The 15,564-nt window shown below is 63.2% G+C and carries 6 protein-coding genes; all 6 read left to right on the top strand.

Translation table 11 applies throughout. The features are described from left to right. The first annotated feature begins 304 nt into the window (after positions 1-304). Complete coding sequence (locus CR918_RS18140) at positions 305-3,664, top strand: TIM-barrel domain-containing protein (RefSeq protein ID WP_099844044.1); 3,360 nt, start codon at positions 305-307, stop codon at positions 3,662-3,664. A gap of 132 nt (positions 3,665-3,796) precedes the next feature. Further along, the gene (locus CR918_RS18135; protein ID WP_032976876.1) at positions 3,797-6,772 is read left to right on the top strand and encodes a TonB-dependent receptor domain-containing protein; all 2,976 of its coding nucleotides are present in this window, start codon (positions 3,797-3,799) and stop codon (positions 6,770-6,772) included. Between the two features lie 64 nt (positions 6,773-6,836). Then, entirely contained in the window at positions 6,837-8,192 is a 1,356-nt protein-coding gene (locus CR918_RS18130; protein WP_099844042.1) for a Gfo/Idh/MocA family protein, read from the top strand. 282 nt (positions 8,193-8,474) lie between these two features. Further along, on the top strand, positions 8,475-13,238 hold the full coding sequence (locus CR918_RS18125) for an RHS repeat-associated core domain-containing protein (RefSeq protein WP_243379143.1): 4,764 nt from the start codon (positions 8,475-8,477) through the stop codon (positions 13,236-13,238). Between the two features lie 610 nt (positions 13,239-13,848). Then, positions 13,849-14,646, top strand: coding sequence for an RHS repeat domain-containing protein (locus CR918_RS21455; RefSeq protein ID WP_415846989.1), 798 nt, complete (start codon positions 13,849-13,851; stop codon positions 14,644-14,646). Further along, entirely contained in the window at positions 14,646-15,023 is a 378-nt protein-coding gene (locus CR918_RS18110) for a hypothetical protein (RefSeq protein WP_133119706.1), read from the top strand. The genes CR918_RS21455 and CR918_RS18110 overlap by 1 nt, the downstream gene beginning before the upstream one ends. The last annotated feature ends 541 nt before the right edge of the window (positions 15,024-15,564 follow it).

The raw sequence follows: 15,564 nt of genomic DNA, 5'->3' as shown, positions 1-15,564 counted from the left end.
GCCAGCGCACCATCTGTGTTTTCTTTCGAAATGTCAAATACCGAAAGTAAAAAGAAAGATATCGCGGTGATGACTTTCCTCGCGCGGCATCACTCTGGAAACGAAAGAAACCGCCGGATGCCGTATCGCACAATGCTTAACAGGCGCCTGCAAGCGGTTACACAAAGTATTGCGCCGCAACAACTTTCGTTTCATCCAAATATATCTTCCTTTTTCCTTTCAATTTGTTGACATCTTTCGAATCGCTGCCCTAGAGTCGGCCCAACCGCTTTCGAAACGCCCGGTGAACGGGTTGGGAGTCCGTGTGGAAATCTGCGTTCGTCGTTCGCCACTGCTGCTGGCCCTGTTGCCGGCACTGCTGTCGGCGTCCCTGTCGGCCCAGGCCGCACCGGTCGGCAACCTGCGCTCGGTCAGCGCCAGTGCCAGCACCGAGGGTGTAAACGGCTGGGACCTGCAGACCGACAACGGCACGCGCATCCGCATTGAACTGCCGGCCACCGACATCATCCGCGTACAGGCCGGCCGCAACGGCAAGCTGACCGGTGCCGGCGACAAGGCCGCGCCGATCGTGCTGCCACAGCCCAAGGCCAACGTGCAGGCACAGCTGGAAGAAGACGCGCAGGAGATCCGCGTGCGTACCGCTGCACTCGTGCTGCATGTGCAGCGGCAGCCGTTGCGCCTGCGCCTGGAGCGTCTGGACAACGGCCAGCCCACCGCGCTGTGGCAGGAACTGCAGCCGCTGGACCTGGATGCCGCGCAGAGCGTGCAGGTGCTGTCCTCGCAGGCCGATGAAGGCTATTACGGCGGTGGCCAACAGAACGGCCGCTACCAGTTCAAGGGCCGCGAACTGGACGTCTCGTACTCCGGCGGCTGGGAAGAGGGGGATCGCCCGAGCCCGGCACCGATGCTGCTGAGCAGCCGTGGCTGGGGCATGCTGCGCAATACGTGGAGCGATGGCAGCTACGATCTGCGGCAGAGCGACCAGGCCACCCTGCTGCATCGCGAAGACCGCTTCGATGCGTATTACTTCGTTGGCGCCGATCTGCCGAAGCTGATCGAGCGCTACACCCAGCTGACCGGCCGCCCGAACATGGTCGCGCGCTGGGCGCTGTCCTACGGCGATGCCGATTGCTACAACGACGGCGACAACGGCAAGAAGCCCGGCACCGTGCCCGAGGGCTGGAGCGACGGCCCGACCGGCACCACCCCCGATGTGATCGACAGCGTAGCCAAACAGTACCGCGCCAATGACATGCCCGGCGGCTGGATCCTGCCCAACGATGGCTATGGCTGCGGCTACAAGCAGTTGCCGGAGACGGTGAAGGGCCTGGCCGGGTACGGCTTCCGCACCGGCCTGTGGACCGAGAACGGCGTCGACAAGATCGCCTGGGAAGTGGGCAAGGCCGGCAGCCGCGTGCAGAAACTGGACGTGGCCTGGACCGGCAAGGGCTACCAGTTCGCGATGGATGCCAACCGCCAGGCGTTCAACGGCATCCTCGACAATTCCGATTCGCGCCCGTTCCTGTGGACGGTGATGGGCTGGGCCGGCATCCAGCGCTATGCCGTGGCCTGGACCGGCGACCAGAGCAGCAGCTGGGACTACATCCGCTGGCATGTACCGACCCTGGTGGGTTCGGGCCTGTCCGGCATGGCCTACGCCAGCGGCGATGTGGACGCGATCTTCGGCGGCAGCGCCGAGACCTTCACCCGCGACCTGCAGTGGAAGGCGTTCACCCCGGTGCTGATGGGCATGAGCGGCTGGTCGTCGAATGCGCGCAAGCATCCGTGGTGGTACGACGAGCCCTACCGCAGCATCAACCGCGATTATCTGAAGTTGAAGATGCGCCTGACCCCGTACATGTATGGGCTGGTGCATGAGGCCGCACAGACCGGTGCACCGCCGGTGCGTGGCCTGATGTGGGACAACCCGCGCGATCCGCACGCGCAGGATGAAACCTACAAGTACCAGTTCCTGCTCGGCCGCGACCTGCTGGTTGCACCGGTGTACCGCAGCCAGGCCGCCAGCCGTGGTTGGCGCCGCGACATCCACCTGCCCGCCGGCGGCTGGATCGACTACTGGGATGGCCGCCGCGTGCAGGCCGCTGCCGATGGCCGCCAGCTGGACCGCCAGGTGGACCTGGCCACGCTGCCGGTGTTCGTGCGTGCCGGTGCGATCCTGCCGATGTACCCGTCGATGCTGTTCGACGGCGAGAAACCGCTCGATGAAGTGACCTTCGACCTGTACCCGCAGGGTGATTCGCAGTACACGCTGTACGAAGATGACGGCAACACCCGCCGCTACCAGCAGGGCGAATCGAGCACGCAGCGGATCAGTGTGCAGGCGCCGGCACGGGGCAGTGGCCCGGTGCAGGTACAGATCGATGCGGTACAGGGCCAGTACAACGGCCAGCTGGCACAGCGCCGCTATGGCCTGCGCGTGCTCAGCCGGCAGGCGCCGCGTGCGGTGCAGGCCGCTGGCCGCGCGCTGCCGGCGCTGGCCGACGCGACCGCATTCAACAGCGCCAGCGAGGGTTGGTACTTCGATGCCAAGGAGCGTCGCGGCACCCTGCATGTACGCACCGCGGCGCAGGACATCCGCCAGCCGCTGCAGCTGCAGCTGGACTTCGCCGTCGCCGCAGCGGCCGCCGACGATGCCTATCCGGCTGCACCGGTGCTGGGCCGCGAACTGCCGGCCGACAGCCTGCTGGTGGTCAACCGCCCGGCCGAAGAACCCGGCCATGCGCTGGAAAATGCCTTCGATGATGATCCGGCCACCTGGTTCCGCAGCGTGCGCAACCAGGCCGTGCGCACCGGTGCCCACGAGTGGGTGATCGGTTTCGGCGAACGGAAGATGATCGATGGCATCGACATCGCGCCGCGCAACGACAAGAACTGGAAGCACGGCCAGGTGCGCGACTACGAGGTGTACCTGGGCGACAGCAACGGCGAGTGGGGTGAACCGATTGCCCGCGGCCACCTGCAGCTGAAGGAAGGCACGCAGCGCATCGACTTCCCGGCCCACGCCGGCCGCCTGCTGCGCTTCCGCGTGTTGAGCGTGCAGAACCCCGAAGGTGATGGTGCCTCCAGCACCGATCCGATGGTGACCGCTGCACAGGGCAGTGCGCGTGCCTTCGACGCGCTGCAACCGCGCGACGTCGGCCCGATTGCGCTGTCCACCTTCCACATCCTCGAACACCAGGAACCGGAGCGACCGGCCCGGCAGCGCTATCTCTCCGAGCTGCCGGTGCCGGCCGCGCTGGCCAGCCAGGTGCACGCCGACAAGGCGTTCACCGGCGACGCCGGCATGCGCATGAACGGCCTGCAGTTCCGCCGCGGCCTGGGCGTGTCCGCCAACAGCCGCATCGACCTGCGCCTGCAGGGGGGATGGCGCCTGCTGCGTGCCGACCTCGGCATTGACGACGCCTGCCGCACGGCCGGTGGCCTGCAGTTCCAGGTCTGGGGCGACAACCGCCTGCTGTATGACAGCGGCCTGGTGAAGGCGCCCGGCGTGGTCAAGCCGGAGCTGGACATCCGTGGCCTTTCCACCCTGAGCCTGCGCACGCTGGGTGCGCAGGGCAGCCAACCCGCCCAGGTCTGTGCCAACTGGGCCAACGCCGTGCTGATCGGCCAGGAGGGCGACTCCGCCAGCATCGTCGCCCCATGACCGCCACGTAACACCGCTCCTCCCCCGCCCATTCCGACTACGGCTTCACCACGACGGTGGGAGCCGTGGCCCGGGAGCGTTTTGCCCGCCGATCCACCATTCGCGCCGCACCCCTGCCAGGAGAGAACCCCGATGTTGCCCGCCCGCCACCACCGCCCCCCCTGTCGTTCGATCGCACCGTTGTCGCTGGCCATCGCCGGCGTGCTGCTGTCGGTCGCCGTTCCTGCCTTCGCCCAGGAGAGCAAGGACAAGGCCACCGACCTGGCCCGCATCGAGGTCACCGGTTCCAACATCCGCCGCACCGACGTTGAAACCGCCTCGCCGGTGCAGGTGATCAGCAAGCAGGACATCCAGAACATGGGTGCGCGCACGCTGCTGCAGGTGCTCGACAACCTGCCGGCCGCCCGGCCAGCGCAGCAGGATTCGCGCTCGCTGTTCACCGGCTCCGACGGCGCTTCGCAGGCCAACCTGCGCGGCCTCGGCGCACAGGGCACGCTGGTGCTGTTGAATGGCCGCCGCCTGTCGTACTACGGTGCGCCGGCGGGTTTCCAGACCCAGTTCGTCAACATCGATGCGATTCCCGCCGCCGCCATCGAACGCATGGAAGTGCTGACCGACGGCGCCTCGGCCGTGTACGGCACCGACGCGGTGGCCGGCGTGATCAACGTGATCACCAAGCGCAACTTCCAGGGCGCGGAGATCAGCTTCACCAACGACACCTCCTCGCGCATCGATTCCTACGGCGAGCGCCAGGCCAGCATCACCGCCGGCTTCGGTGACCTCACCGAGAACCGCTTCAACATCTACGGCGCGGTGAACATGTACCGCCGCGACGCGATTCCGCTGGCCGACTTCTATGACAAGCGCCCGGACCAGTACTACGTCAACAACCCCAACTACCTGAACAACCTGCGCCTGGGCGTGGGCAGCAAGCCGGGTGAGTTCAACCCGGGCAGCTATTTCGCGTTCGATCCGGTGACCGGCCGCCGCGTGCAGGAAGCCGCGCCCGGCTGCAAGAACGTGCTGACCAGTGAAGCGGCCGGCCCGCGTTGCGTCTGGGAAACCTGGATGAACAACGAGATCGACGCCGGCGCCAAATCCGAGCGCAACACCGCCTACCTCAACGGCACCTTCCTGGTGGGCGACAGCACCGAGATCTTCGCCGAGGCCACCTATACCGATATCGACCTGCGTGCCAACGGCGGTACCCCGCGCAGCTACGGCACCACCACCGGCAACCCGACCAGCTGGTTCTCGCGCGATACCGGCAACAACGTCAACCAGTTCCTGTATCCGTTCCTGGGCCCGAACAACGAGTACAACCACGCCAGCCCCGAGCTGAAGGCCATGATGGGTGGCGTGGTCGGCCTGCAGTACCTGCTGCAGGATGCCGGCGCCAACTACTTCGGCCAGCGCAACACCGACAAGAGCTACCGCGTGCTGACCGGCGCGCGCGGCAACGTCGGTGACTGGAACTGGGAAACCGCGTTCGCCACCGCCGGCACGCACTCGACCACCTACCAGACGATCAACGTCAACGTGAAGGGCTTCGAGAAGGCCTTCGGTCCTTACAGCATCGACCCGGGCACGGGTCGTGTGATCATCTCCGATCATCCGGCGTACAAGTTCGGTGAGATCAGCGAGGCCAACGCCGCACTGATCCGCGGCGCCTTCCCGACCTTCGACATCCAGTCGTGGACGCGCCTGCATACCCTGGACGGCAAGATCGAAGGCCCGCTGTTCCAGCTGCCGGCCGGTGACATGCGCGCCGCGTTCGGTTTCAACGCCAGCCGCGAAACCTTCTACACCCCCGGCAACGCCGACGCGGCCGCCGGCCTGATCACCCAGCAGGGTGGCTCGTGGTTCGATGGCGCGCGCAACACCTATGCGCTGTTTGCTGAAACGGTGGCGCCGATTACCGAGAAGCTGGAGCTGGATGCGGCGGTGCGCGTGGACAAGTACCCGAACTTCAGCGCCAACGTCGCGCCGAAGATCGGCTTCAAGTACCAGGCATTCGACCAGCTGATGCTGCGCGGTACCTATTCCACCGGCTTCCGCGCCCCCAGCCTGGCCGAGTCCGGCAACGGCGGCGTGTACGCGCAGCTGGGCGGCTACCGTGATGAACTGCGCTGCGCCGAGACCAACGCCATCGCCAACCTGCTGCTGAAATCGCAGCGCGGCGGTGATGTCGACCTGGGCAAGAGCCTGCTCAACGTGGACTGCAGCCGTACCGTGGCCCGCATGACCCAGCCGAACCAGAACCTGAAGCCGGAGAAGGCGAAGATCGCCACGCTGGGCTTCGTCTACGAGCCGGCCAGCTGGCTGTCGGTGTCGGCCGACTACTGGTTCATCTACCGCGACAACGAAATCGTTGCTCCGGACTACCGCCGCGCCGAAGACATCATTTCCTCGTCGCGCTCGCCGATCACCGACAGCGACCGCGCCAACCTGGCGCAGCTGGCGGCGATGTGCGCCGACCCGGCAAGCGGTGTGAGCTGCCCGGGAACGCTGCCGGGCTACTCGGCCGGCAACGTGGCCAGCGTGGTGGGCCAGTACAAGAACCGCGGCAAGACCCTCATCGATGGCTTCGACATCGATGCGCGCAGCCGTTTCTCGCTGGGTGAGTGGGGCGGGCTGAACATCGGCCTGGCCGCCACCATCGCCAACCGCAACCGCTTCTACATGGATGAACAGAACGGCTGGTACTACGGCGACGTGGTGGGCTATTACAACAACCCGCGCCTGCGTGCGACGCTCAATGCCGACTGGACCTACAAGCAGGTCACCACCAGCATGTTCGTCAACTACGTGGGCGGCACCAAGTGGGCCACCGACCAGATCGACGAAGAAAGCAACAACAAGGAAACCTGCACCGGCGGCTACCTGGCCCTGGAAAAGAGCAAGTGCGATGGTGCACCGTCGTGGTGGACCGCCAACATGAGCGTCACCTGGCGCCCGGATGACGCGTGGAACCTGAGCTTCACCGTCAAGAACCTGTTCAACCGCCTGCCGTTCTACGATCCCAACAGCTTCCTGGGTGACTCCAGTGACTACGCCACCATCTTCGGTCGTGGTTACAGTGTGACCATCGGCTACCGGTTCAAGTAATTCCGTTTGCGTGACCAGGCGCGCCGGCCCGGGCTGGCGCGCCTTCAAGAGGAGAGTGTTTGCCATGAAGCGTAGGGAATTCATCGCGGCCAGCGCCGCTGTCGCCGCCAGCAGCCTGCTGCCGCAGACCCCGGCATGGGCACGTGGCCGCAAGGTACGCCTGGCCGTGATCGGTACCGGCATGCGTGGCCTGGTGCTGCTGAAGGAACTGGTGCGCCGCGACGACGTGGAGGTCGTTGCCCTGTGCGATATCGAGCCGATCATGCTCGGCCGCGCCGTGGAGATGGTCAGCAAGGCGGGCAAGCCGGCGCCGAAGACCTACGGTCAGGACCGCGACATCAACGCATGGAAACGCCTGCTGGAGCAGAAGGGCATTGATGGCGTGATCATCGCCACGCCGTGGGAGTACCACGCACCGATGGCGATTGCCGCGATGCAGGCCGGCGTGGCCGTGGGCTGCGAAGTGGTGGCCGGCATCACCCTGCAGGATCACTGGGACGTGCTGAAGACCCAGCTGAGCACCGGCACCCCGTACATGCTGCTGGAAAACGTCTGTTACCGCCGTGACGTGATGGCGACCCTGCAGATGGTGCGGCAGGGTCTGTTCGGCGAACTGGTGCACCTGCAGGCCGGTTACCAGCACGACCTGCGCGGGGTGAAGTTCAATTCCGGCGACCCGAACCAGCCCTACGACAGCGGCGTGGAATTCGGCCCCAAAGGCTGGAGCGAAGCACGCTGGCGCACCGAACATTCGGTGGAGCGCAATGGTGAGCTCTACCCCAGCCACGGCATCGGCCCGTGCGCGATGTATACCGGCATCAACCGCGGCAACCGCTTCACCCACATCAACGCATTCGCCACCAAGGCGCGTGGCCTGCACGAATACACCGTAGCCAAGAGCGGCGGCACCACCCATCCGAGCACCAAGGTGAAGTTCAAGCTCGGTGACATCGTCACCACCACGCTGGCCTGCGAGAACGGCGAGACCATCCTGCTGCAGCACGATACCTCGCTGCCGCGACCGTATTCGATGGGCTTCCGCGTGCAGGGCACCAAGGGCCTGTGGATGGACGTGAACCATTCGATCCACATCGAAGGCCGCAGCCCGCCGCACCAGTGGGAAGAGTTCAAGAAGTACCAGGACCAGTACGAACATCCGCTGTGGAAGCAGAATGCCGATACCGCTGCCAGCGCCGGCCATGGCGGCATGGACTGGTTCGTGATCCATGCGTTCGTGGAAGCGCTGAAGGCCAAGGCGCCGATGCCGATCGACATCTACGACGCAGTGACGTGGAGCGCGATTACCCCGTTGAGCGAGCAGTCGATCGCCAACAGTTTCCAGACGCTGGAGTTCCCGGATTTCACTGCGGGCCTGTGGCAGAAGCGCAAGCCGATTTTTGCGTTTGACGGAAAGTACTGAGGTCTACACCCTTCCACGCTGTGACGGAAACGCCGGGCACTGCCCGGCGTTTTTGTATCTTCGGGCCGCTATCGATGGTTGGCGGTTATCAGAAAACTCTGAAATTCAACCGGTTCCACACTTTCTGACTTGAATGCGTAACCCACATCGGAGATAACGTCCCCATGCGGCCACGCCGCAATCCGGAACAGGGACGATCCGAAGCAGGGCGGGAAAGGGCAATGGCTGCCCGAGCGCCTTCGTTCCTCCCGGTGCGGTAACCGTCCAGGAAGGAGAACAGGGATGTTGAAGCGATTGAAGGGTCTGTCGTGCGCAGTGCTGGCGATGGCCGCGCTGGGGTGCGTGGGTACCACTGCGGTGCAGGCGCAGGAGGTGCAGAAGAAGTGGGAGAGCTATCTGTCGATGGGCCAGCCGCGAGCCACCGAAGCGGCGGTGCAGAAGGACATCAAGTCGCTCTTTTCCCAGTACGAGAAGGACAAACCCTTCGATTGGCATGTCAAACGCCAACGCGTCCTTGGAAAGAAGGTCATCTACGATTACCGGGTGAGACCCGAGAAGATCGTTACTACCGACTGGGTCTACACCCACTCAGGGCAGGAGTACTCATCCGAAGATCAGATTCGTAGCGTGATCCTCGCTACCCGCGTCAGCGACCCGCAGTGCCCGGCGACTACCCTCACGGAGGATCCTTGGGTGGAGCTCCTTGGACTTGGCAGGGGCGACGACGGTAGCGTCACCAACGAGGAGAAAGATTTTCATTACACCTTGAACTTCTATCACCAGAGCACTCAAGAATGCTCGTCGATAGTGGGGTGGGAGCATGTGCGCCGGGCCAGAACGGCGCTTTGTCCGAATCGACCGTCCCTGACGTGGAATGAGGCCCTGCAGATGTGCTCTCTGGTCCGGCAGGACGAGCCGCACATGTCGCCCATGCTCTCCTACACAAGCGCGCCGCTGCCGCCGCAGCAGTGTCCTGTTGGTAACCCGTGTGATCCGACCACTGGCGATAAATCCCAGCCTGAGCCGGATTTCAACCTTGGATGGGTGAGCTTCGAACGCCACTATCACTCCCTGACAAGCACGGCGGGCGGCGCGTTGGGTACGGGCTGGACCCATTCCCACAATCTGCGGCTTACCGCAGGCGTAGACGACGCCACCTTCCCTCCCAGCCCTGAACTGAAAGTTGGGCTGATCGGCGCCGATGGCGGGCAGACCGCATTCCAGAAAGTGGGGGCAAGCTACGAAGCCATGGACGGAAGCGGCGATCGCGCGGTCCAGCAGGGCACCAACTGGCAACTTTCACGTGCCGGAGAGCGCATTCATTTTGATGCCGCTGGCTTGATGCAGCGCCGCGATTTCGAAGACGGAACGTCGCTGATCTATGCACACGACAGCCGTGGCCGCCTGCTCAGCATCACCCATTCAACCGGTCGGCGCGTGGACGTCCAGTACTTGGTGCAGGGCGACGATTCACTGATCTCGGCCCTGGTGGTTGCCGGCCAGCCTGTGGTGAGCTACGCCTACTCCCCCGCCGGCGAATTGATCAGCGCGACCTACGCAGACGGTGCCAGCCGCACGTATCACTATGAGGACGCCCGCTTCCCGGCCTATCTGACCGGCGTGACCGCCGAAGACACCCGTCGCTACAGCTGGTTCGGCTACGACGCCAAGGGGCGGGTCACCTGCAGCCGCCATTCCGGCGATTGCAGTCAGGCCGACGTGGGCATTGATGGCGTGCGCTTGGAGTACACCCAGGCAGGCACCACCATCGTCACCGACGCACTGGGCAAGCAGAGCACCTACGCATTGACTGCCAGCGGTACCAGCGGCCTTCCGCGCAAGGTCAATGGCATCACCGAAAGCAACGGCAGCACCACTCGCGCCTATCTGCCCGAGGGCACCGATTTCCGGCGTCGGCTGCAGTCGGTGACCGATCGTCGTGGTGTCGTCACCAGCTACGCCTATGCCGAGGCCAGCGATGCTGCCGTAGGCGCCGTCAGCGTGACCACCACCACCGAAGCGGCCGGTACTCCGGATCAGCGCGTCAGCGAGACGCGCGTCGCCATGGACAGCAATCGGCTGGTGCAGCAGACCGTCGGTAACCGTGAGATTCGCATCGCACGCAATGCGCGCCTCCAGCCAACCACCATCACCGTGCGCGACATGGTGACCGGTGACACCCGCATCACCACGCAGACCTACTGTGAGGCAGAGGGCCCGGAGTGCCCGCTGGTGGGACTGCTGCGTAGCGTGGATGGCCCGCGCAGTGATGTGGCGGATGTCTCCACCTATGCCTACTACACCGCGGACGACGCGGGATGCGCGACCAGTGGTGCCTGCAGTTATCGCAAGGGCGACCTGCGCAGCGTGACCAATGCGCTGGGCCAGACGGTCGAGACCCTGGCCTACGACGCACTCGGGCGGCCGTTGTCGGCGAAGGACGCCAACGGCGTGGTCACCGATTACACCTACCATGCCCGCGGCTGGCCGACCTCCGTCACCGTGCGCGGTGCTACCACAGCCGAGGACCGGGCTACACAGATCAGCTACTGGCCGACTGGCCAGGTACAACGGACCACCGAACCCGACGGCAGCAGCGTCACTTACGTCTACGACGCCGCGCAGCGGCTGACGGACATTGCCGACAGTGCCGACAACACCATTCACTACACTCTGGACAACGCCGGCAACCGCCTGCAGGAGAACACGGTCGATGCGGATGGCACGCTGCGCCGCACGCTGGCCCGTGTCTACAACACACTCGGGCAGCTGACCACGCTGAAGGATGCCGGCAACAATGCCACCGGCTTTGCGTACGACGCCAATGGCAATCCGCAGTCGGTCACCGATGCCCTGCAGCGTGAGACGACCCAGCAGTACGATCCGCTGAACCGGCTGGCGCAGACCCTGCAGGACGTGGGCGGTGTTGCCGCGGAAATCCGCAGCCAGTACAACGCGCTGGATCAGGTCACCCAGGTGACCGATCCCAAGGGCCTGCACACCACCTACGCCTACAACGGCTTTGGTGATCTGACCGGACAGGTCAGCCCCGACAGCGGGAACACTACTTTCACTGTTGACGCCGCTGGCAACCGCAAGACTCGCACTGATGCGCGCGGCGTGACCGCCACCTACAGCTACGACGCGCTCAATCGACTGGTCGGCATTGCCTATCCGGATCCCAACCTGGACGTGGGCTATCACTACGACACCGCACCAGCCGTATGTGCCAGCGACGAGCGTTTCGCCAAGGGTCGCCTGGGCCAGGTGCTGCACGCCAATGGCAGCACCGCGTACTGCCATGACCGCTTTGGCCAGGTCACCCGCAAGGTGCAGACGATCAACGGTGTAGCCAGCACGCTGCGCTACGCCTACAGCAAGTCCGGTCGCCTGACCGCGTTGACCTACCCGGACGGCAGCGTCGCCGACTATGTGCGCGACGCCCAGGGGCGGATCAGCCAGATTGGCCTGACCCGCCCGGGACAGGCCCGGCAGGTGGTGGTCAACAACGTGACCCACGCAGCCTTCGGGCCGGCGACCGGCTGGACCTACGGAAACGGCCGCCAGCTGCAGCGCCCGCTGGATTTGGACTACCGTCCGCAGGCGGTGCATGACCCCGCGGCGGGCGGTCTGTCACTGGGCTACGGCTACGATCCCGTCGGCTCGATCACCGAGCTGAAGAGCGGTGCGGGCTCGGAAGTGCTGGCCAAGTACGCCTATGACACGCTCGGCCGACTGACCCAGACCCAAGACGGTGCGACGGGCACGCCGATTGAAACCTATGGCTACGACGCCACCGGCAACCGCACCTCGCTGACCACGTCGGCCGGGACCGCAAGCTATACCTATCCGGCTGACAGCCATCGACTGATTGCCGTGGACGGTCAGGCGCGCAACCAGGATGCCGCAGGCAACACCACCAGCATTGGCAGCAAGACGTTCGCCTACAACGATGCCAATCGCATGAGTGCGGTGAAGCAGGGTGCTGCTGTCGTGGAGAGTTACGGTTACAACCACCGCGGTGAGCGCGTGCTGCGTGCGCCAGCCAGTGGTGATGCGCAGATCACTGTCTATGACGAAGCCGGGCAGTGGGTCGGCAACTACTCGGCGACCGGGCAAGCGCAGCATCAGGCGATCTGGCTGGACAACTACCCGGTGGCGTTGATCCAGACACCCGCCACGGGCGTGCCGGGGCTGGCGTACATCCAGCCCGATCACCTGGGTACGCCGCGTGTGGTGATCGACCCGATGCGCGATGTCGCGATCTGGGAGTGGAGTAACAAGAGCGAGGTGTTTGGCGATCAGGCACCGGCCAATGACCCGGACGGGGACGGTGTGGCGTTTGAGCTGGCGCTGCGCTTCCCGGGCCAGCAGGCGACGGATGCGAGTGGCTTGTTCTACAACTACCAGCGGGAGTACGAGCCGGCGGTGGGGCGGTACTCGCAGAGTGATCCGATTGGGTTGGAGGGGGGAGTGTCGACCTTTATTTACGCTACAGGCAACTCCGTCGAATTCACGGACCCCTTGGGATTGAATAAGCAAGTCGGGGTTGGGGGTTCGGCGGGGGGGGCTGGCCCAGGTGTGGCAGTGACTGGATCGATAAACGTCGGGGTATCGATTCCAAAAAATTTGGGCAATGTTTCCTGCTACCAAATCTATGGTTCATTGCAGATAAGCGGAATGCTTGGCGGGGGGGCGTATCTAGGTGCAGGTACATCAATAAGTGCCTCGGAGAGTTCTGGCCCGTTGCCAGACAGATCTTGGGGCGTTTATCGATACTCTGAAGTGGCCGGCGGCTGGGGGCCGTCCATTGGCGGCTCCGTTCAAGGATCCACCAACCTGTTGGAAGGAAATAAGGAGGGCGACAACTGGGCTTGGCTGCGTCGCCTCTTCTCGTTGGAAGATATGGAAAGAGATAAGATGAGTGGTGGATCCATCTCCATCCCACCGCTTCCTGGTGTTGGATTTGGTGCAATGACTGGATCCGGGTATACGATCTCAGGGCAGATGGCTACGCCAACTGGCAAAGGGTGCGGGTGTCCTTGATATGACTGGATGGAAGAATTTTCTTCAGGCTTACTACACCATGTTTTTCTGGGCGATGAGGGTGGTGGCTTGCCTTATAGCTACTGCTAATCTAGTAATGCTTATTTTTGTTGTAATTGACCTTTCGAATCAGGGCGGTCGGTATGGATTTGCAGGTCTGGCATTCGTTGTGATCTCCCTCGCCATAGCTTTTGTTATGTGGAAAGTTGGGTCTGTCGGCTTGCTTCGGCTTCGGCGGGCGAAGGCGGAATAGATGTGCGTCTAAGCGCTTCCATTGCGGGGTGTGCTGGGGTATCCATAGCGCGCCGCGCTCGGCCAACTGACCCAAACCCAGGACGGTGCGACGGGCACCCTTATGGCTACGACGCCACCGGTGACCGCACCTCGCTGGTCACGTCGGCGGGGACGGCGAGCTACACCCTATCCGGCTGACGGCCATCGCCTGATGCCGTGCACGTTCAGGCGCGCAACCAAGATGCCGCAGGCAATGTGTGCCAGCCAGTGGCGATGCGTAGGTCACTGTCTATGACGAAGCCCCGGGCAGTGGGTCGGCAACTACTCGACGACCGGGCAAGCGCAGCAACAGGCGATCTGGCTGGACAACTACCCGGTGGCGTTGATCCAGACACCAGCCTCGGGCGTGCCGGAGCTGGCGTACATCCAGCCCGATCACCTGGGGACACCGCGCGTAGTGATCGACCCGTTGCGTGATGTTGCGATCTGGGAGTGGAGCAACAAGAGTGAGGTGTTTGGCGATCAGGCGCCGGCCAATGATCCCGATGGGGATGGCGTGGTGTTTGATCTGGCGCTGCGCTTCCCGGGCCAGCAGGCCACCGATGCGAGTGGCTTGTTCTACAACTACCAGCGGGAATACGACCCGGGAGTGGGGCGGTACTCGCAGAGCGATCCGATTGGGTTGGAAGGGGGCGTAAGCACCTATGCCTATGTACATGGCAATCCGGTGAGCTACGCTGATCCAGAGGGTTTGCAGAGCGTTGGACCCATGGGGGCGTACATCGGGGGTGAGCCTCGGGCCTCTGACGCGTGCGTGGAGGCGGCAATCCTCGATTCTGCTCTAAATCTGACGCCCGGAGTTGGAACAATCAAAGCGTTCACTGAGGGTGCCCATTCTCTGGATTCAGCCTCTGCGGTGATGAGCACGGCTGCAGCGGCGACTGAGGTGCACACGTGGAGGGCAGATGCCGCTGCCAACGCAAGGCTTCAGGAACTTGATCGATGGGGAAGGAATCTTAGAGAACAATCTCAAATTAGAACGGGCATCCAAGCTAACAAGAGCCTAAATCAGCTTTTTCGAGTCATTGGACGCAATTTGGGCTTGCTAAGCTTGGGCGTCGAAGCGATGAAATTCGCCGAAGCGGCTGAGGAGTGCTGGTGCAAGGTCAAATGATGAAAAGTACAAAGAGCAGATTGATGACATGCTTCGTTCTGGCGTCGCTTGATTTCATGAGCGTGCTGTTTCCACCATTGACAGGTTGGAAAATGTTCATTCTTGTTATCGCTGGGCTGATGCTGAACTTGGTTGTGGTGTTCCTAGTCTTGAAAAGTGTGGCTCCACTGATGAATGGGGGCGAGCACGAGATAAATGTCACATTATCAAGGAGATGGGTGTCTGCTGTCGGGATGGCTGGAACACTGGCTATTCTTGCGGCTGGATTCCAGGGCAGCATTGAGAGGCTGAGTGGATATATGCTGCTGCTGATCGTTCCCGGAAAAATTCTGAGCTTGGCCGTTGCTCGGGGAATGGATGAGGCTGATGGTAAGTAAATCAAAACGAACGATTTCGACTTCGCGAAGCGACGCTAAAGTTGGCGTCGCACGCAGGAGGCGCGCGATTCGGGAGAAGTATTCAGCGAGCGTTGCCTTGAGCGGGCGCCAGAAGATCTTCGAGGTGCTGAAAGCTGTCCTTTACGTTTTGGGCGGGCCCCTGGTATGGATAACAAAGTCGGCAAGAAATAATTGATCCAAAAGAATTGTCGTCATTTCTGATGGGATGGCCATGATTCCGTCGGTTCGATCACCGAATTGAAGAGCGGTGCGGGCTCGGAAGTGCTAGCCAAGTACGCCTATGACGCGCTCGGCCGACTGACCCAGACCCAAGACGGTGCGACGGGCACGCCGATTGAGACCTCAAAGAAGTAGCGTGCTCCACACTCTGTTTCGCGCTATCCAGTTGAGCGTAGGATCAGGTCCTGAAGGTGGCCGATCTTAAGCGGCTGCCCCTCACCTACGTCTACAACGGTTTCATCAATCTGACTGGCGGCTACCCGGTGGCGATGATCAATGTGACCTCAATCGCGCAAAGATC

The sequence above is a fragment of the Stenotrophomonas indicatrix genome, assembly GCF_002750975.1.
GTDB lineage: Bacteria > Pseudomonadota > Gammaproteobacteria > Xanthomonadales > Xanthomonadaceae > Stenotrophomonas > Stenotrophomonas indicatrix.
This window is presented reverse-complemented; position numbering and strand designations above follow the sequence as displayed.